The 24,177-nt window shown below is 47.5% G+C and carries 25 protein-coding genes; 7 read left to right on the forward strand and 18 right to left on the reverse strand.

Going from position 1 to position 24,177, the window contains the following annotated elements; translation table 11 throughout:
- Window positions 1-18 precede the first annotated feature (18 nt).
- Window positions 19-717: a cytochrome c biogenesis CcdA family protein gene (locus tag OKS35_RS04700; protein ID WP_012726450.1), complete on the reverse strand. Its 699-nt coding sequence runs from the start codon at window positions 715-717 to the stop codon at window positions 19-21.
- A gap of 188 nt (window positions 718-905) precedes the next feature.
- Between OKS35_RS04700 and OKS35_RS04705 the strand changes: the two genes are divergently transcribed.
- Window positions 906-1,088, forward strand: a complete 183-nt coding sequence (locus tag OKS35_RS04705; protein ID WP_214781340.1) for an aspartyl-phosphate phosphatase Spo0E family protein — start codon at window positions 906-908, stop codon at window positions 1,086-1,088.
- Window positions 1,089-1,165: 77 nt separating this feature from the next.
- Here OKS35_RS04705 and OKS35_RS04710 read toward each other — a convergent pair whose 3' ends face one another.
- The 7 genes from OKS35_RS04710 to OKS35_RS04740 form a co-directional block, all read right to left on the reverse strand.
- Window positions 1,166-2,929, reverse strand: coding sequence for an ABC transporter ATP-binding protein (locus tag OKS35_RS04710; protein ID WP_264092592.1), 1,764 nt, complete (start codon window positions 2,927-2,929; stop codon window positions 1,166-1,168).
- Window positions 2,919-4,673, reverse strand: a complete 1,755-nt coding sequence (locus tag OKS35_RS04715) for an ABC transporter transmembrane domain-containing protein (RefSeq protein WP_031423496.1) — start codon at window positions 4,671-4,673, stop codon at window positions 2,919-2,921. The genes OKS35_RS04710 and OKS35_RS04715 overlap by 11 nt, the downstream gene beginning before the upstream one ends.
- 125 nt (window positions 4,674-4,798) lie before the next feature.
- Window positions 4,799-5,032, reverse strand: coding sequence for a YneF family protein (locus tag OKS35_RS04720; RefSeq protein WP_012726454.1), 234 nt, complete (start codon window positions 5,030-5,032; stop codon window positions 4,799-4,801).
- A gap of 125 nt (window positions 5,033-5,157) precedes the next feature.
- Window positions 5,158-7,149, reverse strand: coding sequence for a transketolase (gene tkt, locus OKS35_RS04725; RefSeq protein WP_413815713.1), 1,992 nt, complete (start codon window positions 7,147-7,149; stop codon window positions 5,158-5,160).
- 199 nt (window positions 7,150-7,348) lie between these two features.
- Window positions 7,349-7,582 carry a DUF896 domain-containing protein gene (locus OKS35_RS04730; protein ID WP_196430815.1) on the reverse strand — a complete coding sequence of 78 codons (234 nt, stop codon included), beginning with the start codon at window positions 7,580-7,582 and terminating at the stop codon, window positions 7,349-7,351.
- Window positions 7,583-7,642: 60 nt separating this feature from the next.
- Window positions 7,643-8,287: a recombinase family protein gene (locus tag OKS35_RS04735; RefSeq protein WP_031423490.1), complete on the reverse strand. Its 645-nt coding sequence runs from the start codon at window positions 8,285-8,287 to the stop codon at window positions 7,643-7,645.
- A gap of 71 nt (window positions 8,288-8,358) precedes the next feature.
- On the reverse strand, window positions 8,359-8,595 hold the full coding sequence (locus OKS35_RS04740) for a hypothetical protein (protein WP_074036863.1): 237 nt from the start codon (window positions 8,593-8,595) through the stop codon (window positions 8,359-8,361).
- 203 nt (window positions 8,596-8,798) lie between these two features.
- Here OKS35_RS04740 and lexA point away from each other — a divergent pair, with 203 nt between their 5' ends.
- The 3 genes from lexA to OKS35_RS04755 all read left to right on the forward strand — a co-directional run bounded on the left by lexA (window position 8,799) and on the right by OKS35_RS04755 (window position 10,926).
- The gene (lexA, locus tag OKS35_RS04745; protein ID WP_031423487.1) at window positions 8,799-9,419 is read left to right on the forward strand and encodes a transcriptional repressor LexA; all 621 of its coding nucleotides are present in this window, start codon (window positions 8,799-8,801) and stop codon (window positions 9,417-9,419) included.
- Entirely contained in the window at window positions 9,419-9,859 is a 441-nt protein-coding gene (locus OKS35_RS04750; RefSeq protein ID WP_031423485.1) for a metal-binding protein, read from the forward strand. Before lexA ends, OKS35_RS04750 begins: the two co-directional genes overlap by 1 nt.
- Before the next feature lie 191 nt (window positions 9,860-10,050).
- On the forward strand, window positions 10,051-10,926 hold the full coding sequence (locus OKS35_RS04755) for an AraC family transcriptional regulator (RefSeq protein WP_264092594.1): 876 nt from the start codon (window positions 10,051-10,053) through the stop codon (window positions 10,924-10,926).
- A gap of 89 nt (window positions 10,927-11,015) precedes the next feature.
- On the opposite strand, the gene glnA is transcribed toward OKS35_RS04755, so the two are convergent.
- From glnA to hflX, 4 genes are all read right to left on the reverse strand, one after another.
- Entirely contained in the window at window positions 11,016-12,356 is a 1,341-nt protein-coding gene (gene glnA, locus OKS35_RS04760; RefSeq protein ID WP_047795243.1) for a type I glutamate--ammonia ligase, read from the reverse strand.
- 47 nt (window positions 12,357-12,403) lie between these two features.
- The gene (locus OKS35_RS04765; RefSeq protein WP_031423479.1) at window positions 12,404-12,808 is read right to left on the reverse strand and encodes a MerR family transcriptional regulator; all 405 of its coding nucleotides are present in this window, start codon (window positions 12,806-12,808) and stop codon (window positions 12,404-12,406) included.
- Between the two features lie 92 nt (window positions 12,809-12,900).
- Window positions 12,901-14,199 carry an aminotransferase class I/II-fold pyridoxal phosphate-dependent enzyme gene (locus OKS35_RS04770; protein ID WP_264092595.1) on the reverse strand — a complete coding sequence of 433 codons (1,299 nt, stop codon included), beginning with the start codon at window positions 14,197-14,199 and terminating at the stop codon, window positions 12,901-12,903.
- A gap of 2 nt (window positions 14,200-14,201) precedes the next feature.
- Window positions 14,202-15,449 (reverse strand): GTPase HflX, encoded by a 1,248-nt coding sequence (hflX, locus tag OKS35_RS04775; RefSeq protein ID WP_031423477.1) that lies wholly within the window; start codon window positions 15,447-15,449, stop codon window positions 14,202-14,204.
- A 101-nt stretch (window positions 15,450-15,550) separates the two neighbouring features.
- Between hflX and OKS35_RS04780 the strand changes: the two genes are divergently transcribed.
- Window positions 15,551-16,555: a site-specific recombinase gene (locus OKS35_RS04780; protein WP_264092596.1), complete on the forward strand. Its 1,005-nt coding sequence runs from the start codon at window positions 15,551-15,553 to the stop codon at window positions 16,553-16,555.
- A gap of 84 nt (window positions 16,556-16,639) precedes the next feature.
- On the opposite strand, the gene OKS35_RS04785 is transcribed toward OKS35_RS04780, so the two are convergent.
- Window positions 16,640-17,200, reverse strand: a complete 561-nt coding sequence (locus OKS35_RS04785) for a histidine phosphatase family protein (protein ID WP_214781348.1) — start codon at window positions 17,198-17,200, stop codon at window positions 16,640-16,642.
- Between the two features lie 34 nt (window positions 17,201-17,234).
- A complete protein-coding gene (locus OKS35_RS04790; protein ID WP_264092597.1) occupies window positions 17,235-17,828 on the reverse strand; it encodes a GNAT family N-acetyltransferase in 594 nt (197 codons plus the stop codon).
- 257 nt (window positions 17,829-18,085) lie between these two features.
- On the opposite strand from OKS35_RS04790, the gene OKS35_RS04795 reads away from it, so the two are divergent.
- Window positions 18,086-19,243: a hypothetical protein gene (locus OKS35_RS04795; protein ID WP_264092598.1), complete on the forward strand. Its 1,158-nt coding sequence runs from the start codon at window positions 18,086-18,088 to the stop codon at window positions 19,241-19,243.
- Window positions 19,244-19,384: 141 nt separating this feature from the next.
- On the forward strand, window positions 19,385-19,933 hold the full coding sequence (locus OKS35_RS04800) for a DUF4256 domain-containing protein (RefSeq protein ID WP_214781361.1): 549 nt from the start codon (window positions 19,385-19,387) through the stop codon (window positions 19,931-19,933).
- Between the two features lie 683 nt (window positions 19,934-20,616).
- Here OKS35_RS04800 and OKS35_RS04805 read toward each other — a convergent pair.
- The 4 genes from OKS35_RS04805 to OKS35_RS04820 all read right to left on the reverse strand — a co-directional run bounded on the left by OKS35_RS04805 (window position 20,617) and on the right by OKS35_RS04820 (window position 24,136).
- Complete coding sequence (locus tag OKS35_RS04805; RefSeq protein WP_214781363.1) at window positions 20,617-21,798, reverse strand: glycine C-acetyltransferase; 1,182 nt, start codon at window positions 21,796-21,798, stop codon at window positions 20,617-20,619.
- Between the two features lie 13 nt (window positions 21,799-21,811).
- Entirely contained in the window at window positions 21,812-22,888 is a 1,077-nt protein-coding gene (gene tdh, locus OKS35_RS04810) for an L-threonine 3-dehydrogenase (RefSeq protein ID WP_264092599.1), read from the reverse strand.
- Between the two features lie 166 nt (window positions 22,889-23,054).
- A complete protein-coding gene (locus OKS35_RS04815) occupies window positions 23,055-23,315 on the reverse strand; it encodes a stage V sporulation protein S (protein WP_012726477.1) in 261 nt (86 codons plus the stop codon).
- Between the two features lie 26 nt (window positions 23,316-23,341).
- Window positions 23,342-24,136 carry a TIGR00282 family metallophosphoesterase gene (locus OKS35_RS04820; protein ID WP_074036837.1) on the reverse strand — a complete coding sequence of 265 codons (795 nt, stop codon included), beginning with the start codon at window positions 24,134-24,136 and terminating at the stop codon, window positions 23,342-23,344.
- Window positions 24,137-24,177 lie beyond the last annotated feature (41 nt).

A 24,177-nucleotide genomic window follows, 5' to 3' on the forward strand; every position in this document is an offset into this window, starting at 1 on the left:
GACATCTCGGTCAACCCCTTAAAATCCGGTGAATCCGACAAGCTCGCTCATCCATGCAGCGAACCGATTCATTCCGTCAAAATATAATAGTACGCCGAACGCCATCATCAAATAGCCTCCGACTTTTGCTACTTTTGCACTGTTGCGTGCTAAGTACTTGATCTTGCCAACGAATGCGACCATTACCAAAAATGGAATTGCAAATCCGATGACATACGCCAACATATAGCCGAGTCCTTGACTCGGGTTCGTGGCGGCTAGTGCGATCACACCAGCTAAAATTGGACCTGTGCACGGTGTCCAGCCTGCCGCAAATCCAATACCAATTAAAACGGTTCCAAAATAACCGCTCTTTCGTTCGCCGATATCCATTTTCTTTTCACGCATCATAAATTGCGGTTGCCATAAGCCCGCCAAAAAGACGCCGAACACGAAAATCAAAATGGCGCCGAACATGCGTAGACTGTCCTTATATTGGATGAAGACGTCTGCAATCAATGAAGTCGACAATCCTAGTACGAGAAAGACAATCGAAAAACCGAATAAGAACGAAAATGTGTGGAACCAAGCTGTACGCTGTTTTAATCCTTCATTTTTTAACTCAGATACGGAAACCCCAGTAATATACGAGAGAAAGACCGGATACAACGGGAGCGTACATGGTGACAAGAACGATAAGACGCCCGCCCCAAATGCGAGCCATAATGTGACTTCCATGACGATTTCCACCTTTCACGACCATTATAGCGAAAACCTATTTAAATTGCTCGAATCTTTTCTTTCAAACCGCAACATCATTTTGTAATTTTTGAAATGGAAATGAAACTTGTCATCTGTAAACGGAGGTGCTAAGATTTGGATATTCCAGTTCACAAAATTCTAATTTACATGATGGGGGAACGAACGTGGCAGTCACCGCAGCAGATACACTACACCAGGCCATTGAACAAAAACGTGATGAACTGTATAAAATCGCGTCAAAGCATTCTTGGAACTCACCCGAAGTCATTTCAGTAAGCCAAGAACTTGACTCTTTAATCACTCGTCATGTCCTATCAAAGCATAATAAAGAGAAACTTCATTCTTGAAACTTGACAGCTCGTCACCTTGTGTGGCGAGCTTTTTCCATGGAAAAAAGGACACCTGAATAGGTATCCTTTCCAAATCAAGACATCAGACGTTGTCCGGATTGCAGTTCATACATCTTTTTGTACAGTCCGTCTTGTTTCAATAACTGTTGATGATTGCCGCGTTCCACGATTTCACCACGATGCAAGACCAAAATTAAATCTGCATCTTGAATCGTCGACAGGCGGTGGGCGATTGCGATTGTCGTCCGACCACGACGCATCCGATCGAGCGCGGTTTGTACACGCTCCTCTGTTTCGGTATCGATCGAGCTCGTCGCTTCATCGAGAATAAGCACTTTTGGATTACGTGCGACCGTACGGGCAAATGCGAGCAATTGACGCTCCCCGCTTGAGAACGTCGCTCCACGCTCTCCGACGACATGGCCATAGCCAGCGTCCAACTTTTCAATGAATGTATGCGCTTGGACGAATTCAGCAGCTTCACGCGCGCGCTCAGAATCGATGACTGGATTGAACAGCTTCAAATTCTCTTCGATTGTTCCCGTAAATAAGAATGGGTCTTGTAGGACAAGCCCGACTTGTTGACGAAGCTCTTGCTCCTCGAACTGTTCGAGCGGTTGCCCATCAATCGTGATGCGACCAGATTCATATGGATAAAAACGTGTCAACAAATTGATGATTGAACTCTTACCGCTCCCAGTATGACCAACGAGCGCAACCGTCTCACCTGGTTTAGCAACGAAAGAAATCTGTTTCAACACGTCAACTTCTCCGTCGTAACTGAATGTCACATTTTCGAACCGAACTTCCCCATCAGTGATTCGTGCTTCACCAGGCATCTGTTTACCTGGAGCCGGTTCATCCGTATCTAAAATTTTGAAGACACGGTCGGCCGATACGACGGCTTGTTGAAATTCGCTTAATCGTTGCATGATATCAAGCACGGGACGGAAAATACGTTCAATATAGCTGATGAAAGCATACACGACCCCTACTTGAACTTGTTCACTCATCGAGAGTACCCCGTAATAACCGAGCAGACCGATGATGGAGAAGGCGAGAAGCAATTCGATAATCGGGCGGAGTAACATGCTATCGAGTTTTAAGTTCCGATATCGTGCCTCCTGATGCGCTTCGTTCGTCTCTTCGAACTGACGAATGAGACGCTCTTCTTGACGAAATTGTTGAATGATGCCCATCCCATTGATGGATTCGTTCAACTGGGCGTTGAGTTGTGACAACAAATCCCGCACTTGCGCGAAATATTTCGTCGAGAAACGACGATACGCCCAAATGATAAGCCAGAAGAGAGGCAACAAGATGAGTCCCATCGTTGCGAGCGGGGGCTCCAAGATGTAGAGGAAGATATACGTCCCAATCAACTGAACGGCAGACTGAACGAACGTACTCATCACCCCGACATAGAGCTCTTTTACGGCCTCCGTATCATTCGTGATACGCGATACAAGGACTCCCGCTGGTGTGCGGTCAAAGTAGGCAAGTCGCATCCCCATAACGTGACGGAAGATGTCCATCCGAATGTTTTGCACAATTTTTAAGGCGACTTTTTGAAAAGATATGGATTGCAGATAGTCAAATACAATCGCCGACAAATGAAGCACCATATAGACAGCAAAAAGAGCGATGACCCAGTTCGTCGGGTAGACACCTGGTGTGACGAATTCATCGATAAACACTTTGATTAGAAACGGCCCTGCCAACTTTGCACCTGTCGCAATCAAGAGAAATACGAAGGCAACACTTAGCGGTTTTCCGTACCGTTTCGCGTAACTGAGCAGGCGCTTGATGACTTGCCATTCTTGGACATCATGTTTCATCGTGTCCCCCCCCTTCTACAATCGCTTCAAGTTGCTGACGATCATATGTCTCACGATACCAGCCCGTCTCTTGAAGCAATGCCTCATGGCGACCTCGTTGAATGATGTTTCCGTCCTCAATCACGAGAATCTCGTCAGCGTGTTCTACAGCCGAAAGACGATGTGCGACAATGACGCGCGCCTGATCTGGATTACCGACTCGAAAATGCTCGATAATCGACTCTTCCGTTTTCGCATCGACCGCAGATAGGGCATCATCTAATATCAATACATCCGCCGCTGTCATGAGCGCCCGCGCGATGGAAATCCGTTGTTTTTGTCCTCCTGATAATGTGACTCCACGTTCACCGACGAGTGTCGCATATCCTTCCGGAAGACGGACAATATCTTCATGCACCTCAGCAACCTTAGCTGCTTCGATGATTTCTTCCATGCTCGCTTCAGGCCTTCCGAACGCGATATTGTTCGCAATCGAATCCGAGAACAAGAAATGATCTTGTGGAACGACCGCAATTTTATCCATCAGAAGTGATTTTTTCACTTGGCGGATGTTGATCCCACCGATTTTAATCTTTCCATCTTTCACATCATACTCACGCGTCAATAGACGGACAATCGTCGTCTTCCCTGCACCTGTTCTGCCGACAATCCCGATTGTTTTTCCACGTTCAATCCGAAAATGGACATTGTGGAGCACAACGGTCTCATCATAGGCGAAATTTCGAATATCGACCTCCACCTCTGAATGAGAAAGGGTCGTCGCAGCCATGCGGTCGTCTTGAATCTCAGGTTTGACGGCGAGCATTCGCTCAATTCGGTCGTAAGACGCGCGTCCACGCTCCACGATATTGAACAACCATCCAAAGGCTAACATCGGCCATGTCAACAGTGCCAAATAAGCTGTGAAGCTGACAATCTGTCCAATCGTCAATTCGCCTTGTTCAATCAAGACGGCTCCATACCCGACCGAAAGGATATAAGACAATCCGACAATTCCGAAGATGGTCGGGTCGTATAAGGCATCAATCTTCGCGACTCGTACGTTTTTCGCCATGACTTCACTCGATAAGTTCTCAAACGATTCCACATCCCGATCGACTTCCCCCGTCGACTTTAAGACACGGACGCCACTGACGCTTTCCTGCACTTTGTCATTCAATTCTGAAAATGCCGCTTGGGCGACCCCGAATCGGCTATGTAACATCTTTCCATATCGCGTTGTCAAAGCGACCATGATTGGTAACGGTAGTAAGGCAACGAGCGTCAATTTCCAGCTGATTGTTGTAATCATCGTGATGATGACGAACGTCCCAAGTGTCACGCTATCGACGAGTGTTAAAATTCCCGCACCGGCCGTCATCGATACGGCTTGTACATCATTTGTCGCATGGGCCATCAAATCACCGACCCGTGACTTTTTATAAAATCGCTGATCAAGATCTGTGAAATGCCGATATAGTTGGCTACGAAGCATTCTTCCTAGACGAATCGATGCGCCGAAGATAAAATAGCGCCAAAAGAAGCGGGCGACATAATTTCCAATCCCAACAGCAGCAAGTCCCCCTAATAACAGCCAGAGTGTGTCGGACGAAAGCGAACCACGGTTAATCTCATCGACAATCCGTCCGATGATGCGTGGTGGAATCAGTTCTAGACCAGCCACGAAGATCAGTAAGACGATGCCGAGCGCGTACGTCTTCCACTCAAGACGCAAAAACCAAGATAATTGTTTGAATACACGAATGTGAAACGCCCCCCTTTGTCTTTAGATGAAGATTATTCATTAATCGTAGCGAAAGTTTGTTCGATTGTCTAACAAAAAGAGGAAACAAAAAAGCACTTCGGGAACCGAAGTGCTTTCGTGATTGATTATGATTTCTTTTCGTTTTTCATCTGCACGTTCATGGCGCGCATCACTTGGTTGACTTTCTTCTGTGATGGCTTTTGACCCATCTGCATCATCAACGTACGAATCATATCTTCATTGATTGGCGGGTTCTGTTCAAGGTAGTTCATCATGTATTTACGCGCGATAAAGAATCCAATCGCGATACCCCCGATGAGTGCTGCCACGACAAGAAGAATCCAGAATAATGTACTCAAGGCTTTACCTCCTCTACCATATGAAACATCGTTTTTTACTATACACTAAATTGAACAACTTCGCTAGTCGTCCAGAAAAAAAGTGACGGCCAAACGATTGGCCGTCACAACAATCTAACTAGAGATTAAAGTGATTTTACTGCATTGACGACGTTGTCGACTGACATGCCGTATTCTTTCATGAGGAGGTCACCAGGTGCAGATGCTCCGAACTTGTCGATTCCGAGTACCTTACCACCGAATCCTACATATTTGTACCATCCAAGTGTCGCACCCGCTTCAAGTGATACACGTTTCGTGACTGAAGATGGAAGGACAGATTCTTTGTACTCTGCAGATTGCGCTTCGAAGAGTTCCCATGATGGCATCGAGACGACTGTCGCTTTCACGCCTTCTGACGCGAGCTGTTCACGCGCTTCAACGAGAACGTGTACTTCAGAACCTGTACCGAGCAAGAGAACGTCTGCATCTTTCGATTCACCTGCAACGACGTAAGCTCCTTTTGCTGCCGTTTCAATAGATGTACCTTCGAGTTCTGGTAACGCTTGACGAGTCAAGACGAGAAGTGAAGGAGTCGTTTTCGATGTCACCGCTTGTTTCCAAGCTGCAATCGTTTCTTTGCCGTCAGCAGGACGAAGAACAGAGAGGTTCGGCATCGCGCGGAAGCTCATCAAATGTTCGACCGGCTCGTGCGTTGGACCATCTTCACCGACTGCGATTGAGTCGTGCGTCAAGATGAACGTCGATGGAAGTCCCATAAGTGCTGCGAGACGGACTGCAGGACGGAGGTAATCCGAGAAGACGAAGAACGTCGCACCGTAAGGAAGAACACCACCGTGAAGGGCCATACCGTTCACAGCTGCCGCCATCGCGAACTCACGAACACCGAACCAGATGTTACGACCAGCTGGGTCTTCATCGAAGTCTACCGCACCTTTGATCATCGAGTTGTTCGATCCAGCAAGGTCAGCCGAACCACCAAAGAGTGTCGGTACTGCTTTTGCGATTGCGTTCAACACTTCACCGCTCGTTTGACGTGTTGCTTTTTTCGAACCGATTTCGAAAGTCGGCAACTCGCTATCCCAACCTTCAGGAAGGTCATTGTTCATTGCGCGCTCGAACTGTGCTCCGAGCTCAGGGTGTGCCGCTTTATACGCTTCAACGAGTTCGTTCCAGTCTGACTCATATTTCGCGCCAGGCTCGACAACTTTCTCGTTGAATAAGTCATATACTTCGTTTGGAACGTAGAATGACTCGCCTTCCCATTTGTAGAACTGTTTCGTCAATTCGATTTCAGCGTCTCCAAGTGGCGCACCGTGTGATGCCGATTTACCCGACTTGTTCGGTGAACCGAATCCGATGACCGTCTTGACTTCGATCAATGTCGGCTTCGACGTCTCTGCTTTCGCAGCATCGATCGCTTTTGCGATTGAATCGATGTCCGTTCCGTCTTCGACACGAATGACTTGCCATCCGTAAGCGTTGAAACGGTCTTCTACGCTTTCAGAGAACGACTTATGAAGGTCGCCATCGAGAGAGATATCGTTTGAATCGTAAAGAACGACGAGTTTACCGAGCTTCAAGTGACCTGCGAGGGAAGCCGCCTCCGCAGATACACCTTCCATCAAGTCTCCGTCACCGCAAATGCCGAACGTGTAGTGGTCAACGACGTTGAACTCGTCGCGGTTGTAAGTCGCTTCTAAGTGTTTCTCTGCCATGGCCATCCCGACAGCCATCGCAATCCCTTGTCCAAGTGGGCCCGTTGTCGCATCTACCCCAGCCGTGTGGCGGTACTCAGGGTGACCAGGTGTCTTCGAGTCCATTTGACGGAATGATTTCAAATCGTCCATCGACAAATCATAGCCAGACAAGTGAAGGAGCGAATACAAGAGCATCGATCCATGACCCGCTGAGAGCACGAAACGGTCACGGTTGAACCAGTTCGGGTTTTTCGGGTTGTGACGCATTTTATCTGTCCAAAGTGTAAACGCCATCGGGGCAGCGCCCATTGGCATCCCTGGGTGACCAGAGTTCGCTTTTTGGACTGCATCAATTGAGAGCGTCCGAATCGAGTTAATCGCTAATAATTCTTTAGTAGTTGTTTCCACTAATTTCATCCTCTCTGTGTTAAGAAGGTTTTCTACCCGTCATATTTTATCATACTCAATCGTGTGTCACAACTAATTAATTAGTATAACACATTTGATGAAATCGTTTCCTTCTATTGCATGAAACAGCATGTAATCCGTTCGTCTGATGCGTGTTCGTGTATAACAAAAATGCACATCCTATGCGAAATAGGATGTGCATTCGGTATCACTCACCGCGATAGCGCTTTTGATCTTCTTTCAACTTCTCTGGTGTAACGTCATTTCCATCTGGATCGACGACTTTCATACCCATCATTTGTGATTTGAACGATTGACGAAACGCCTTCAAATATTCTTGACGCAAGTCTTGTTGCTCGTTCATTTCTTCTTCAGACAGTCCTTCTGTCTTCGCTTTGTTGGCGAGGAAATTGATTCGCTCCAATTGTCCTGGTGCTAACATATGACTCGCCCCCTCTCTAGTGAATTTGTTCTTATACTTTACAAAATCAGAGAGGAAGAATCAAGTTTCAGCAACCGACTGGTGCTCAAGATATCGTCGATTGACCGTTGCCTTCGAGACTTCATAGCCAAATCCACGTAGCGTCGCCGCAATCTCAGCGAACGTCAAGCCACGTTCACGCAATTGGATAATCTCTTCGATTGGCACTTCAATTCGATGTCGCCCACCTTGATCATGATTTTGAATGTTGCGCTGTGGGTTAAATCCGTTAGCGACCGCACGACGCATCCCACGCGAGATTTTCGCATTGTGAATTTTTCGTTGATATTCTTCGACAACACTGACAATCTCCAATACCATCTTCTCTGCATCGGAAACGACATAGTCCGACGTAGACTGCATCGTCAGCAATCGCACGTCATGCTTCATTAAAGTATGCAAGATCGCAATCTTAGCATTCCCTCGTCCTAAGCGACTGTCGTCCGTGACGAGCACGGCATCGAGCTGAGAAGTGGATACATGGTCCAGTAAATCAAGTAGCCCTTGTCGATTGACTTCATAACCGCTCTCTTGCTCTGTGATGACATCTATGACGTCGGCCCCTAATCCCGAAGCCAGCTGCTGTAATTCTTCGACTTGCCGACTGAGTGATGTCTCTTGGGTAGACTTGTTCGTCGATACCCGGCAATAGATGACGACCCGCATCGCACCACTCCCTTTCATTGCATTCATTTGTTACGATACACAGTTTAAGATTGATTCGCAATGAAGAAAGATCACTCAGCGGCATACCATTTCATTTTTCGTTCGTTATGCTCTTCACGCTCTGCCATGATCTGTGCTTCGAGTGATTCTGCTTCGACGTACGCAACCTCTTCTTCGATTGTCCGCTCTGACGTGACGACCGGATCGACAACTTTTGGTTCCCCTCGCATTTCACCAGCCAAATAAAAAGCGAACATCCCGACTAAGAGCATCCCGACTAAAATGATTCCGTTGAGTGTATCTTTCATGATTACATTGCCTCCTGTATAAGAATATATGTTCGTTAGAACGTTTGTTCGTTTATCTGTTCTCATCATAAAACAAGAACCCGTGTTCGGTCAACACAAAAAAACGAACGAATGTTTGTACGCTCATGTGTTCTTGTGTTACACTAGACACATAAAGAATAGGATGCGATTGCAGGTTATTCGATTATATCGAGGTGAACATAATGAAAAAAATGTCAGCGCGACAACAGCAGATTCTTGATTTCATCAAAGACGAAGTACGAGCAAAAGGTTATCCGCCTTCTGTTCGTGAAATTGGAGAAGCCGTCGGTCTTGCATCTAGTTCGACCGTACACGGTCATCTAGATCGTTTAGAGAAGCGTGGATTGATTCGTCGAGATAAGACGAAGCCTCGCGCGATTGAAATTTTGACTGAAGATATGCCGACAATGGAAGAGCAAGAGTCCGTCATGTACGTACCGGTCATCGGGAAGGTCACTGCCGGGACACCGATCACCGCCATCGAGAACGTGGAAGAGCACTTCCCTCTTCCAGCACATATCGTCGGGTCAGATAATGTATATATGTTGTCTGTCTCTGGGGATTCGATGATCAATGCAGGAATTTTAGACGGAGACCGGGTGCTCGTCCGCCAGCAGAGCACGGCCGACAATGGAGAGATTGTCGTCGCCATGACGGAAGAAGGCGAAGCGACCGTGAAGCGAATTTACAAAGAAGCTTCGAAGGTCCGCCTTCAACCGGAGAACGACGAGTTAGAAGCGATGTATTTTGACAACGTCTCGATTTTAGGGAAGGTTATCGGTGTATACCGGACGATTCATTAATGGCTAGTGGCAAGACCCATACCCGTACGAATCTCGTGGCAACCGGAGCACTCGCGGTTGCCACGCCTTTTCTTGAAATCGATGTTCCGTTCTCATTGATCATCGGTGCCATCATCGGTACACTCTGGCTCTCCCCGGACCTCGATTTGAAATCAGACGCCTATTATCGATGGGGACCTCTCAAACTGATTTGGCTCCCTTACGTAAAGCTCATGCCGCACCGTTCGCTCTTCTCGCACCTACCTGCTTTGAGTGATGTGATTCGGATTGCATATATCGGGTTCCCACTCGTGCTGCTTCTGCCCTTCACGGCTTACGAAGAGGAAATACGCTCATGGGTGGACATTCATGGCATGTCCTTCTTTTTAGGGCTCGTGTTTGCGACGACACTGCATACGACGCTCGACTATACTTCAACGTTTTTCAAAAAAGCGTTTTAACCAACAAAGGACCACCTTCGTGAAGTACAGAAGGTGGTCCTTTGTTTTAATTGGAATGATAACGTGTTATAGGGTATCCATTTTATGAATGAAATGCTTAAACTAATACGACCCGATCTTTCCTGCACGCAAATTATCGAGATGAGTTGGAAGAAATCCGATATTGTCAAACTATGAAGGAGGAGAACTTGATGGTAAAAGCATTAAATGAGCTGATGGACTTTATCGAACAGCACTTAACGGAAGAACTCTTAGATTCAGAGATCACAAAAATCACCGGACTATCTGCTCATCATTTTAAGAGAATGTTTTCGTATATGTCAGGAATGACACTTCACACTTATATACGAAATCGACGGTTTTCTATCGCAAATGAAAAATTGGTTCATGGTTCAAGCGTAACAGAAATCGCATATCTCTATGGATATCAATCGGTCGAAGGGTTTTCCAGAGCGTTTCGAGATTGGTCTGGTCATTTGCCTTCTGAAGTCATGAAGAATCACATTCAAAAGTCGTTCCCTCGCTTCACGTTTTATATCGATATAAAAGGAGGAACATCAATGGAGTTCAAGTTAGAAGAGAAAGAAGCTTTTCAAATCGTTGGAGTTTCAAAGCGTGTCCCTATTCAATTCGAGGGAGTCAACGAAGAAATCATGGAACTAGCGAAGTCGATTACGGAAGAGCAACGGGCTCACATGCATGAATTGGGCAATTTATATCCGAATCGTGCCTTGAACGCATCGTTCAATTTTGATGACGGTCACTTAGAAGAAGAAGGTTATTTGACACATATGATCGGTTTCGCCACGACAAGAGAAATTAAGTATGACGATCTCGAAGTGATCTCAATCCCAAAAAGTTTATGGGCAATCTTCCCGAACACTGGACCATTCCCAAACACTCTACAAGAGACGATGGCAAGAACCTATGCAGAATGGTTACCTTCTTCGGGATACGCACTTCAAGACTTGCCAAGCATTTCATTTAGTAAAATAGAAACAGGATATGACAACGTATATAGCGAGGTTTGGGTCCCTGTGAAGGTTAGAGAAGAGCCGGAATCATAAAGATATCTCCGCTATTATGATTTATCAAAAAGAGTATGGAGCATCCCAAATTGAGGGATGCTCCATACTCTTTTATATATCTCTTCTATTTAGTAGAGCGTCATGTACTGATCGCGTTCCCACTCTGTTACTTGCATACGGAACATATCCCACTCGATTTCTTTCAACTCGAGGAAATGTTCACCGATATGCTCACCAAGTGAGTCCATCACGACTTTGTCCGCACGAAGGACTTCGAGTGCATCGAAGAGTGTGGCCGGGAGATCGTCGATTCCGTTTGCTACACGCTCTGGCTTGTCCATCACGTAGATGTTGCTATCGATTGGTTTAGGTGCATTCAAATCTTTTTCAATTCCGTCAAGACCTGAAGCCAAGAGGGCAGCAAGTGCAAGGTACGGGTTCGCCGCTGGGTCAACCGAACGTACTTCGATACGAGTCGAGAGACCACGTGCCGCTGGTACACGTACGAGTGGCGAACGGTTACGTGCGCTCCATGCAACATAGCAAGGTGCTTCGTAGCCTGGTACGAGACGCTTGTATGAGTTGACAGTCGGGTTACATACTGCCGTGAAGGCACGAGCGTGCTCCAAGATACCGGCTGTGAACGCGCGAGCTGTATCTGAAAGTTCCATGTCGCCGTTTGGATCGTAGAAGACGTTTGTGTCGCCTTTGAAGAGTGACATGTTCGCATGCATCCCTGAACCGTTTACACCGAAGAGCGGCTTCGGCATGAACGTCGCGTGAAGACCATACTTCGCTGCGATCGTCTTGACGACGAGTTTGAACGTTTGGATGTTATCTGCCGTCGTGACAGCATCTGCGTATTTGAAATCGATTTCGTGTTGTCCTGGTGCTACTTCGTGGTGTGATGCTTCGATTTCAAAGCCCATGTTTTCAAGTTCGATGACGATCTCTTTACGGCAGTTCTCACCGAGGTCAACTGGTGCCAAGTCGAAGTATCCACCTTGGTCGTTGAGTTCAAGAGTCGGACGGCCTGATGCGTCTTTTTTGAACAAGAAGAACTCTGGCTCTGGTCCAACGTTGAACGCTGTGAAACCAAGTTTTTGCATCTTCTCAAGGTTACGCTTGAGTGTACCGCGCGGGTCACCGCTGAATGGTGTACCGTCTGGGTTATAAATATCGCAAATTAAGCGAGCAACTTTTCCGCTGCCATCTGTCCACGGGAAGACAACCCACGTGTTGAGGTCTGGATACAAGTACATGTCTGATTCCTCGATGCGGACGAATCCTTCGATTGACGATCCGTCAAACATCATCTTGTTATCAAGTGCTTTGTCCAATTGGCTGATCGGCACCTCGACGTTTTTGATTGTTCCGAGGATGTCCGTGAATTGAAGACGAATAAAGCGTACGTCTTCCTCTTGTGCGATGCGTTTAATGTCTTCTTTTGTGAACGTTTTTCTGGCCATGGTAAAATGTCCCCTCTCACATTGCGTAATGGTTGATGTGTGCGGCGTTATCGATAGAAACGTGAAAGCTCACCTTGAATGAGCGACGTTTTATTGAAACGACCGGCTTCTTGAAGCTGTGTTTTCAACAAATGATGTAACTCTTTTTCCGAAACCTTCGGTGCTTCACTGACCGGTGCGGCCGGAGCAGATGCTTCCGCTTCTTTTTCACCTTCTTGCTCTAACATGTGGCGAATCGCCGCCAAGTTAAAGCCTTGATCAATGTAATCCTTGATTGCGAGTAGACGTTCGACATCATTAAAGGAATAAAGTCGTCGTTTCGATTCCGTCCGACTAGGCGAAATCAGACCCTGTTCTTCGTAATACCGAATCTGTCTACCTGTCAGTTGCGTCAAATCTTGGACGATTCCAATCGGAAACAACGGGTTGGAGCGACGAAATTGATCGGCCATCCTTACCCCTCCTTTTCTGTCTCACAATGTGAGAATAATATATGACAACAATCCTGTCAATAGATGTTAAGAAAGTTAACATGACAGATTAGTTACAAATGTGTCGGCCGATTTTGGTCATTGAATTCGACCAATCCTTTACCGTGTAATTGGCTCAACGCCAACATGAGCGCGACTTTTACGTGAGCATACGTCAGACCACCTTGAACGTACGCCGTGTACGGTGCCCGAAGCGGACCATCGGCAGACAGCTCGATGGAAGAACCCTGAATGAACGTCCCAGCTGCCATGATGACGTCATCTTCATAACCCGGCATATAGGCCGGCACCGGTAACGCATGGGCATTGACCGGCGATGCCATTTGGATGCTCTGACAAAACGCAATCATCTTGTCGCGGTCACGGAACGTCACCGACTGAATCAAGTCCGTTCGTAGAGTCGTATAGTGAGGATCTGTCTCGAATCCGATCAAAGACAATAGACTTGCCGTCAAATGGGCCCCTTTTAATGCCTGTGCGACTGTATGAGGTGCCATATAGAAGCCTTGATACATCTCTTGAAGCGAGTAGAGTGATGGTCCGGCTTCACTTCCGATACCTGGGGTCGTCATACGGAACGAACACCGTTCAATTAACTCTTTCGTACCAGCGATATAACCGCCCGTCTTCGCCAATCCACCGCCTGGGTTTTTGATGAGAGAACCAGCCATCAAGTCAGCCCCGACGTGCGTCGGTTCGATCGTCTCGACAAACTCACCGTAACAATTGTCCACGAACACATACACATGCGGATGTTCCGCTTTAATCCGTTCGATGGCCACTTTGATTTCATCGACTGGAATACTGCGACGATTCGCATACCCTTTCGATCGCTGAATCCCAACGAGTTTCGTCTCAGGACGAATCCGTTCGAGGACGCGGTCGATGTCGATTTCACATTCCTCTTTTAATTCGACAGTATCGTAATGGACACCGAGTTCTTTTAACGAACCGCGACCATCGCCACGAATGCCGACAATCTCCTCAAGCGTGTCATACGGCTTCCCTGTGATATAGAGAAGCTCATCACCTGGTAGAAGGACACCAAACAAGGCAATCCCGATTGCATGGGTACCGGAGATGATTTGTGGTCGACATAGCGCGAGCTCGGCTCCAAACACATCCGCATAAATCGACTCGAGGGTGTCTCGACCGATATCGTCATATCCATATCCCGTCGTCGGATTAAAATGAAAATCCGACACTTTATGCTTTTTAAACGATTCTAGGACGCGATACTGGTTGAATTCGGCCGTCTCGTCAATCCTTTCGAAAAACGGTTTGACCCGTGCCTCCGCTTTTTTTACGAACGGCGCGAGCGCATCATAATGTTCAATCTTTTCTTGCCACATACTTACACCTCAAATTGTTTTAGCGTCGCATATAGACGCGTGTCTTCTCTCATATAACCTACTAATTCGACAGAACCGTCATCTAAAAAGCTCTCTTCAAGACGATACATCGCCTCTTTGGCCGGGTGGTAGTGTTCAAACGCCGTCACCGGGAGAATGACATGGACTTTTGTCAAAATGTCCGCAATCTTATCCTCGAGAGCACCTGTCAACGTCACGATATCTTCCGAGGCGATTGCCGAGATCAATAACGGTCCGCCGACGAAGTCTTCCGTCAGACGGTCTTTCTTATTATATACCTCGAGCTGAGGCACCTCACTCGCACCGAGTTCCTCTAATACCGCATTCGTCGTATCGATTTGATTCAGATAATGTGGGTTCGATGCATCGATGACATGAAGGATCAAGTCGGCACCGACAACTTCTTCTAATGTCGAACGAAACGCGGCAACGAGTTTCGTCGGCAAGTCACGGATGAATCCGACCGTATCTGTGATCAGTACTTTCCCACCTCGCGGAAGTTCGAGCTCGCGCGTCAACGGGTCGAGCGTCGCAAACAATTCATCCTGCTCGTACGTGTCGGCATCGGTCAATCGGTTAAAGATTGTCGACTTCCCAGCATTCGTATACCCGACGAGCGCGACTTGGAATACCCTGTTTTCTTTTCGGCGTTCTCGGTAACGTCCACGGTGTGCGACTGTCCCCTCGAGCTGTTTCGTGATTTCATCGATGCGGCGCTTGATGTGACGACGATCCGATTCAAGTTTCGTCTCACCAGGACCACGCGTCCCGATTCCACCACCGAGTCGCGAAAGCTGTGTGCCTTGACCGATGAGACGCGGCAGCAAATAGTTCATCTGCGCGAGTTCGACCTGCAATTTCCCTTCGCGCGATTGCGCACGGCTCGCAAAGATGTCCAAGATGAGCTGTGTGCGGTCAATCAACTTCATCTCATCTGGATCGTTCAAGGCGATGCGAATGTTTTTCGACTGTGCCGGTGTCAATTCGGCGTTGAAAATCAATAAGTCCGGCTCGAACTGTTCGACGAGCATCGCGAGTTCCTCGATTTTCCCTTTCCCGATAAAGGTACGACGGTCGATTTGTTGACGCTTTTGGTCGAGTCTGGCAACGACTTCGCCTTGCGCTGTGTCCACGAGTTCAACGAGCTCGCCCATCGACTGTTCATATGTCCAATCATCGGTGTCAGGCAACTGACAACCGACGATGACAACTTTTTCACGTTCAATCATGTAATCCCTCATTCCATAAAGTCTCACCTTTCATCTTACCACGAATCAGCGTATAGAGAACGTCCGTTTGTGGTAGGATAAAGGAAGAAGGAGGCTCGACCATGACGAAACGAAGAAAAGACTACCCGCTCCCGGAATTTATTGAAACGTACCTCTATCATCTCGGCGCCAGCGGTCGTCAACCCTCGACGCTTAAGCGATATCGCTACGACTTGATCGACGTGCATAAATACTTTCACGACCACAATGTCGAACTCAACGAACCGACGGACTGGTTAGACGTTCCGCTCGAATCGTGGAAGACATTCGTGAATGACTTCTTAATCGAAGAGAAGCACTATCAACAGGCGACCGTCGCAAGAATCGTCACGGTCATCAATAGCCTGACCCAATTTTTAAATCCGCTTCGTAAAAAGATGCTTGCCTATTCCCAACCGGCACATACGTTGACAGTCGACCAAGTCGCACTCGAATCTGAATTCGACCGACTCGTTCAAACGATTCGTTCGACGAGAGGACTGAGTGAGAATCAGCTCCAAGCTCATCCTTATCTCGTCAATCGGAACGAACTGATTGTGACGCTTTTCTATAAATATGGATTGCGTGTCCATCACATCATCCGTTTGCGAATGATCGACTTGCATCTGGCCGATCACACCTTCGACGTGTATGATCGTCTCGGAAACCGTTTCACGTTGAAGCTGTCACAAGAAGATCAATCGTTGCTCATGAATTACCTAGCTGATATCCCGACCCCGGTACGACCACGTTGGTATTCAGAAGACCCGGTCTTCGTCTCATTCGATTTTGCCCGGATGACGTTCCGCTGGGTGTATGCGAAGAATCAACCGAAGCAATTGACGATCGTCATGATTACGAAAATGATGCGGCAGTTGAACGAACGAAGTGGCCTCGCGCGCTCCGTCACGCCATCGATGCTTCGAAACGCCCATGTGTTGAAGACATATGCTGGCGATATGACACCATCCGAGCGGATGAATATCACCTGTATGCATAAGGAATCTTCCCTCCGCCGGTATGAACAGGCGTATGAAGAGTTTGGAACTGAATTATTTGAGTCAGACGAAAGACCCGCCCTCTCGTGAAGGGCGGGTCTTGGTCTGTACGATTTCAGGTTATCTAATGGTACAAAGACAACTTGATCCTTACCATCTATAGTCAATCGATTTCTAACCTTGAGGTTTATATAACTTCTCGACACTCATCAATGTATTGTTCTCAAAAGTCGCCTTATAGATATCCGGCATGTCGAGTTCTTTCCAAAATTCATATCCATATCGCACATCAAAATAATTCAACATGAGAACCATAATATTTCCATGTGTGCCGAGCACCACTTTTTTCCCTTCGTATGTACGGAGCAGTGATATGAGAGCCTCTACCCCTCTAGATTGGGCCTGATCGTTCGACTCTCCCCCTTCCCATGCGAACGCAGGATTTTTCCAAACGGTCTCCATCGCGCTTGTAAAGTCTTTAGCTGGTTCTGAAGTCAAGGTTCGCTCTCTCAAATCATCCGACACTACAACGTCCTGTCCAAGATAATCCGCGATGCCTTTTACGGTTTGAACGGCTCGTTTGTATGGACTCGAAGTCACGATATCGATCCCCTCATCGATTAGAAGGTTTGTAATTTCAGCAACATCATGCATTCCTTTCTCAGATAACGGTCTGGCGAATTCGTCTGGTGTATAGGTAGAATGTGCATGTCTGACAAAATATATGGTTGTCATTCAGTAGTCCCCTTTTATAATGTCTCGTCGTTGTTTACATACGATGTCCAGCCTCATCATAAGCTTTAGAATGATGGTTTAGCTGTAAAAATTCATGTTTCAACAACCCGTAGACGACATGATCGACGTAACGGTCATACAGCCACTCCGCATCTCGAATGACCCCTTCTTCCTTAAAGCCGAATCGTTCCGGAAGTGCCCGACTCTTCACATTCTCTGTCGCGACTCGGATCTCAATTTTATGTAGTTTCAAATCTTGAAACCCATACTCGATGATGGTCTCGAGCGCTTGACTCATGATGCCTTTCCCTTGAAACTCTTGTCCGAGCCAGTATCCGATTGTGCCACATTGAATACCACGATCGATTTCGTTAAATCCAATTGTTCCGGCCAGTGCTCCTTTATACATCAAAGCGAACGATTTTGGGCGCCCGCCCGTTTCAATCAACCCTTTGATTCGTCCCTCTATGTTCTGCTTCGAGTCTTCCACCGTCTCAATATAGTCGAGCCAGCCAAGCCACTCTCGCAAATAAGGCTTCGATGCAATCGTCAGCTTAAATAACTCGTCCGCATCGTCTGTATTGAACATTCTCAGTGTGACATCGTCATTTAGTTTATATTCAAGCATATAGTCCCATCCTTATCATTCATTATTTTTTCAATTCACTTTCGTAAAGTAAACCACGTAATTGCTTTTTACCCACTACCATCAAAGCTTGTTGAATCATTCCATCCTCTTACTATGACAATTTCACCCATATGAGAAGTTTACAGAATTAATCAAATTTTGTATAATTATTTTTATATCATTTTATGAAGAGGTGAAAATGTGTAAAAACGATTCGTCCAACCTACCAAATTGAATAGATTCGGAGGAGATTTGTGATGAAATCGTTTTACACACTGCTCGTTAGCCAATGGCTCGCAAACATTGGCGATGTCCTATACATCGTCGCGCTCATTGCCTTGCTGTATCAACAAACTGGGTCCGCTCTCATGGCGGCCAGTTTCCCGATTGCCGTGACTGCCGGTATGACGCTCAGCGGACTCTTTTTCGCCCGCATCCTCAGTCACTACTCGCTCGGGAAAACGCTCGTCCTGTCACAACTGATGAAGACGATCACCCTTGTTCTCGTTCTCTTCACGGATTCGATTCTTGTTCTCGGCCTCGTCATGTGGATTGCATTTCTCGATGGATTCGCACGTCCGATTCAAGCCTCGTTCATCCCAAGTTTGGCGACGAATCGTCAACAAGCGAACAGCCTAGTTCAAGGTTCCAATCAGTTCATCCAACTCGCGATGTGGCCGCTCGGGACGATGCTCGTCTCTCTCTCGTCTAGCGCCTTTGCATTAATCGTTTCACTCGTTCTCTTCAGCCTTTCAACGGTTGTGACGATTTACTTCTATCAATCGCTTACGGAAGACATCGTCGATGATGGAACGGAGGAATCGATTACCTTACGCGATAGTCTTACTTATGTAAGAACGTCACCATTCGCTCGTCGTGTGACTTGGTTTGTGACGTATGAATCATTTGTCAGCACGCTTTGGATTTCAGCGTTGCTTCTCGTCTATCTCGAGCGACATCTGCAAGTCGATACAGGCTGGTGGGGAACGCTTAACGCATCATTTTTGATTAGTATGATCGCGGCGAGTGCTTATCTTCATCGGTCTCGTCGAGCACCCTCGCTACCGTCGACTGCCGTCTTATCCATTGTTGCCGCTCTGTTGTTCGGCGTGACCGAGCATCTCGCGTTTGCGATTTTGGCGTTAGTGATTCAAGGGGCAGCCACACAAATGCGGATCATCCAGGCGAATACCGTCATTCAAGAACAGATCCCGACTGCGCGACTTCCCTATGTATATAGTGTGCAACAAACGGGATACGCCCTCGCATTCAGTGTAGGGAGTTTGCTGTTCGGTCTTCTTGCGGATGGACTACCAATTGATTCGGTTTACCTTCTCGGAGCACTTTTGACTCTTCCGTTGATTTGGATCGGACGATTGACTGAACAGTCTATGTTGACCGTATCATCTGTATAAACAAGAGGCGCCTTCTCTAAGAAAGGGCGCCTTATTTAAATGATTTTCTAACTGGTAGATTCTCCATTCTCACAATTGAAAAGACAACCTGTAGCGATTCATATCGTATACTAAAAGAAACAAATGATCGGAGTGATTTCCATGTCGAAACTTTCACAGGAAGAAACTATCGAGTTACTAAATACCTTAGAGTCTCGTTTCACTGAAAACGTTGAACTTCATTCTGACGTCGTCTGGTCAGACATATTGGAGCGAATTCAAATTGATCAGGATAAGTTGACCACCCTCGCATTGATGGAAGAGACCGGCGGAGAACCAGACGTGATTCGTCTCCCTAACGGAGACCTCGCTTTTTGCGACTGTTCAGTTGAGAGTCCGAGTGGTCGACGAAGTCTCTGTTATGACGAACCAGCTCTTGAGGCACGTAAAAAGAATAAGCCTGCCGGAAGCGCGGTCGCCCTATCTGAACAGATGGGCATAACCCTTCTCGATGAAGAAACATACCGACACTTACAAACGCTCGGTGCATTCGATTTGAAGACGTCAAGTTGGATTCAGACACCGGACACCATTCGTCAAAAAGGTGGCGCCCTGTTCTGCGACCGTCGCTATGATCACATCTTCGTCTACCACAATGGTGCAGATTCTTATTATGCCGCTCGAGGATTTAGAGGAATAATCATGATTTAAGCAAGGCATTGCGCCTTGCTTCTTTTTTATTGCAATAACCAACTAAAGACTTTCGGAATATATATGATGAAAAATAAGCTGACAGGAATCACTGCGAAAAGCCTTAATATCCACGTATATTTACCCTTGAACTTTCTGAAGTAGAACAGCAACGCACCAAACGCAATCGCATTTGCTGTCAAATTCGGTTCTTCTATACCGTTCTCAATCCATTGAAAAAAATCTTCCATCCAGGAAAGGGTTCGAGGGCGAACGACTCGTTGAAACTCGGTGTAAGGTTGTATTTCAGCCTCACAAACCAGGCTCCTATATAGACAAAGATGAATAAGAGCGCGTAACACATCAGTACAACGTTCCACAATTTCCCTTTCCAACTCTCAATCCGAAAGTACAAGACGCCAATCAAAATCAGGACACTAAATATCACATTTATTATGAATGGTGGTGAAATCGTCAGGATCGAAAACGTCTCTCGATCTAACACCATCCCCACTTGAAAGATCCCTTGCAGAAACATAGCCTTTCCTCATTTCTGAGATGTACTAATTCAATCAAATACGGTAATTGAAATATTAAGAATTACGCTATATTTCGATTTACTTCATCCATACCCTATTTGAATATACTCGATTTCATATACAAATCCACCAAAAAACTGCAGACAGATCGTCTGCAGTTCTCATTTATGCTTGTAGTGTCACATTCAACTCTTCCGCGACCGTTTTAAACGCTTCGAGTGCCCGTTCGAGGTCATCTCGTGTATGTTCCGCTGTGACGATGGTCCGGATACGGGCTTTCCCGCGTTCGACCGTCGGGAAAGCGATACTCTGTGCGAATACACCATGCTCTTTCAACTTGTCAGAGAATGTATGCGCAAGCGTCTCTTCGCCGAGCATGACCGGTGTGATCGGTGTCGTCGCATGTCCGATATCGAAACCAAGGTCACGTAAACCGTTTTTGAAGAACTCGGTGTTCGCCCATAGCTTGTCGAACAGTTCTTCTTCCTCTTTCATCACACGGATCGCTTCACGGTTCGCCGCCACGACTGCCGGTGGATGTGATGTCGAGAAGAGGAACGGGCGACCTTTGTGGATCAAGTAATCCCGAATATCTTGTGAACAGGCGACATAGCCACCGAGGACACCGATCGCTTTTGAGAGCGTCCCGACCTGAAGCGCGACACGACCGTCCAAACCGAAGTGGTTGACCGTTCCGCGACCGTTCTTCCCGAGAACGCCAGATGCGTGAGCATCATCGACCATGACCGCAGCGTCATACTTCTCGGCGAGTTCGACGATGGCCGGAAGCGGTGCGATGTTCCCGTCCATCGAGAACACACCGTCCGTCACGACAAGACGTGTGCGATAATCTTGTGTCTCTTTCAACGCCTTCTCCAAGTCTTCGAGGTCGACGTGTTTATAGATACGTCGAGCCGCTTTCGTGAGGCGAATCCCATCGATGATTGACGCATGGTTGAGGGCGTCACTGATGACGACATCCTCCGGTCCAAGCAGTGCAGACAATACCCCGAGGTTCGTCGCGAATCCTGATTGGAAGACGAGTGAGGCCTCCGTATGTTTGAACTCCGCGAGTTCGCGCTCAAATGCTTCATGCATCTCGAACGTTCCGGCAATCGTACGGACTGATCCCGTTCCTGCGCCGTATTGCTCGACCGCTTCAATGGCTGCCTGTTTCAAGCGCGGGTGGTTCGCAAGTCCGAGATAGTTATTTGACGACAGTTGGACGAGTGACTTTCCATCGATTGTCACTTCATTCCCTTGTGCTGATTCGAGTGGGACGAGCTTACGGAACGTCCCTTGTTCTTTCATCTCGTTGATTGCTTCTGTAATATGTTCAAATGCCATGTTGTTTCCCCCTTTATGGTATTAAGACGACCTTCCCACATTTCCCTGCCCGCATGAGTTCGAATCCTTTTTCGAACTCCTCGAGCTTGAAGACGTGTGTGATGATCGGTTCGACGTTCAGCTGACCCGTCGCGAGCATCGTCGAGACCTGGCCCCACGTCTCATACATCTTACGTCCTGTGATCCCTTGGACGCGGACCCCTTTAAAGACGACGTCCCGTGTGAGATCGATGGCGACCGGACGGGCCGGGAGTGACAAGACGTTGACGTCCCCGCCTGCCGTGATCATCTTAAACGCTTGATCGATGGCAATCGGATGACCGCTCATCTCGCAGACGACATCGATTCCGTCCCCGTCGGTCTCACGTTCAATCAATTCGAGCGGATTCTCCTCTAAACTGTTGATGACGACATCGGCCCCCATCTTTTCGGCAAGTTGTAAGCGATATGGATTGACGTCAATCGCATAGACACGACTCGCCCCTGCTGCTTTGGCGACACCGACCGCCATGAGTCCGATTGGGCCACAACCGACGATGGCGACCGATTTAGCTGACACATCACTCGCCAACACCGTGTGCACCGCATTCCCGAGCGGTTCTTGAATCGATGCCAGTTTCGCTGGCATCGACTCCGGGTTCACCCATAAGTTCTCTTCGGGCATGACGACGTATTCTGCGAAGCAGCCTTGCGTGTCCACCCCGATGATTTTTGTGTTCTTACAGATGTGGTACTGCCCGCGCAAACATTGTTTACACTGATGACAGACGATATGCGTTTCAGCAGACACCGTCTGTCCGACTTTGATCCGCTTCGTCCCTTCTCCGAGCGCCACGACTTCCCCCGAAAATTCATGACCGAATACGTATGGTGGTTTGACGCGGCTCTGTGACCATTCATCCCACTCATAGATGTGGACATCGGTCCCGCAAATCGATGTCGCTTTGACTTGAATGAGTACTTCTCCAGGTCCTGGTGTCGGAACTGGTACGTCGACCAGTTTTGCCCCAAACCCGGCCGTGTGTTTTTGAATCGCTTTCATTACTGGTGTCGTTGATTCCGTCTCTTTAGTTGACACAAGTTGTTCCATTGAAAACGTCCCCCTCTTGTCTCTAATGATCGAACGATACGTTCTTTATCATCTTGTCATAAAATGACGAAACTGAGAAGATAGAACGTCCGATTTACACAAAAAAAGAGGAGCCATCCGCGCCGATGGCTCCTCTTCACAAGAATAGGACCTATGTCCCGACCGCTCATCGCGGCTCAATGATGAGCTTGATGGCAGTACGTTCCTCTCCGTCAATCATAATATCAGTAAAGGCCGGAATGCAAATCAAATCGAGACCGCTTGGCGCGACGAAGCCTCGGGCAATCGCGACGGCTTTGATGGACTGATTCAGTGCCCCTGCCCCGATCGCCTGTATCTCACACGTTCCTTTTTCACGTAGCACACCCGCTAAAGCACCCGCAACGGAGTTAGGGTTCGATTTTGCCGAAACTTTGAGTACGTCCATTCTTGTTTCCCCCTCGGGTAGGTTGTTCAATCAAACCAGACGGTCTGATCATCTAGGTGTATTCGTTCGATTTTTGTCGCTCGTTTCGTCTGATCATCGATTGTAATGAAAACTCCATTAAGTTGTTCCCGTCCCTCGGCAACTTCAAACCGAACTGGGAGTTGTGTCATAAATTTTTTTAAAACAGTCGACGCATCCATTCCGAGTACCCCGTCTAGTGGACCGGTCATGCCGACGTCGGTAATGTAGGCCGTGCCGTTCGATAGGACACGCTCGTCCGCTGTCTGCACGTGTGTATGTGTCCCGACAACGGCTTGAGCGCGACCGTCGAGATGATAGCCCATAGCGATTTTCTCGCTTGTCGCCTCAGCATGGACATCCACAAAAATCGCATCGACCTCATCGCGCACTTCTTCGACGAGACGGTCGACGGTACGGAACGGACAGTCAAGCGACGGCAAGAAGACATTTCCCATGACATTGATCACGGCCAATTTCTTCCCATTTTGTTTCAACTTCATCATGCCAACCCCAGGTGTCCCGTCCGGATAGTTGGCCGGACGGACGATCCGGTCGGCGTCGTCGATCCAATCAAAGATGTCACGGTTGTCCCACGTGTGGTTTCCCATCGTTACCCCATGAAAGCCGAGCTCCAAAAACTGTTGGTAAATCTTTTTCGTAAGACCACGTCCATTTGCTGCATTCTCACCGTTGACGAGCATGAACGTCGGGTTGTATTTGTCTTTCAAGCGTCCGATTTGTTTCGTCAATATATCACGACCTGGTTTCCCGACCACATCACCGATAAATAAAATTTTCATATAAAGTCCTCCCTCAAACAGAAAAAGCGGAGAAATTCTCC

The sequence above is a fragment of the Exiguobacterium sp. N5 genome (assembly GCF_025842465.1).
Classification (GTDB): Bacteria; Bacillota; Bacilli; order Exiguobacteriales; family Exiguobacteriaceae; genus Exiguobacterium; species Exiguobacterium profundum.

What these genes read in the sequence shown, in the direction of transcription:
- OKS35_RS04700 (WP_012726450.1), bottom strand. Translation starts at nt 717, where the DNA reads ATGGAAGTCACATTATGGCTCGCATTTGGGGCGGGCGTCTTATCGTTC.
- OKS35_RS04710 (WP_264092592.1), bottom strand. Translation starts at nt 2,929, where the DNA reads ATGAAACATGATGTCCAAGAATGGCAAGTCATCAAGCGCCTGCTCAGT.
- tkt (WP_413815713.1), bottom strand. Translation starts at nt 7,149, where the DNA reads ATGAAATTAGTGGAAACAACTACTAAAGAATTATTAGCGATTAACTCG.
- OKS35_RS04730 (WP_196430815.1), bottom strand. Translation starts at nt 7,582, where the DNA reads ATGTTAGCACCAGGACAATTGGAGCGAATCAATTTCCTCGCCAACAAA.
- OKS35_RS04735 (WP_031423490.1), bottom strand. Translation starts at nt 8,287, where the DNA reads ATGCGGGTCGTCATCTATTGCCGGGTATCGACGAACAAGTCTACCCAA.
- OKS35_RS04740 (WP_074036863.1), bottom strand. Translation starts at nt 8,595, where the DNA reads ATGAAAGATACACTCAACGGAATCATTTTAGTCGGGATGCTCTTAGTC.
- lexA (WP_031423487.1), top strand. Translation starts at nt 8,799, where the DNA reads ATGAAAAAAATGTCAGCGCGACAACAGCAGATTCTTGATTTCATCAAA.
- OKS35_RS04750 (WP_031423485.1), top strand. Translation starts at nt 9,419, where the DNA reads ATGGCTAGTGGCAAGACCCATACCCGTACGAATCTCGTGGCAACCGGA.
- OKS35_RS04755 (WP_264092594.1), top strand. Translation starts at nt 10,051, where the DNA reads ATGGTAAAAGCATTAAATGAGCTGATGGACTTTATCGAACAGCACTTA.
- glnA (WP_047795243.1), bottom strand. Translation starts at nt 12,356, where the DNA reads ATGGCCAGAAAAACGTTCACAAAAGAAGACATTAAACGCATCGCACAA.
- OKS35_RS04765 (WP_031423479.1), bottom strand. Translation starts at nt 12,808, where the DNA reads ATGGCCGATCAATTTCGTCGCTCCAACCCGTTGTTTCCGATTGGAATC.
- OKS35_RS04770 (WP_264092595.1), bottom strand. Translation starts at nt 14,199, where the DNA reads ATGTGGCAAGAAAAGATTGAACATTATGATGCGCTCGCGCCGTTCGTA.
- hflX (WP_031423477.1), bottom strand. Translation starts at nt 15,449, where the DNA reads ATGATTGAACGTGAAAAAGTTGTCATCGTCGGTTGTCAGTTGCCTGAC.
- OKS35_RS04780 (WP_264092596.1), top strand. Translation starts at nt 15,551, where the DNA reads ATGACGAAACGAAGAAAAGACTACCCGCTCCCGGAATTTATTGAAACG.
- OKS35_RS04785 (WP_214781348.1), bottom strand. Translation starts at nt 17,200, where the DNA reads ATGACAACCATATATTTTGTCAGACATGCACATTCTACCTATACACCA.
- OKS35_RS04790 (WP_264092597.1), bottom strand. Translation starts at nt 17,828, where the DNA reads ATGCTTGAATATAAACTAAATGACGATGTCACACTGAGAATGTTCAAT.
- OKS35_RS04795 (WP_264092598.1), top strand. Translation starts at nt 18,086, where the DNA reads ATGAAATCGTTTTACACACTGCTCGTTAGCCAATGGCTCGCAAACATT.
- OKS35_RS04800 (WP_214781361.1), top strand. Translation starts at nt 19,385, where the DNA reads ATGTCGAAACTTTCACAGGAAGAAACTATCGAGTTACTAAATACCTTA.
- OKS35_RS04805 (WP_214781363.1), bottom strand. Translation starts at nt 21,798, where the DNA reads ATGGCATTTGAACATATTACAGAAGCAATCAACGAGATGAAAGAACAA.
- tdh (WP_264092599.1), bottom strand. Translation starts at nt 22,888, where the DNA reads ATGGAACAACTTGTGTCAACTAAAGAGACGGAATCAACGACACCAGTA.
- OKS35_RS04815 (WP_012726477.1), bottom strand. Translation starts at nt 23,315, where the DNA reads ATGGACGTACTCAAAGTTTCGGCAAAATCGAACCCTAACTCCGTTGCG.
- OKS35_RS04820 (WP_074036837.1), bottom strand. Translation starts at nt 24,136, where the DNA reads ATGAAAATTTTATTTATCGGTGATGTGGTCGGGAAACCAGGTCGTGAT.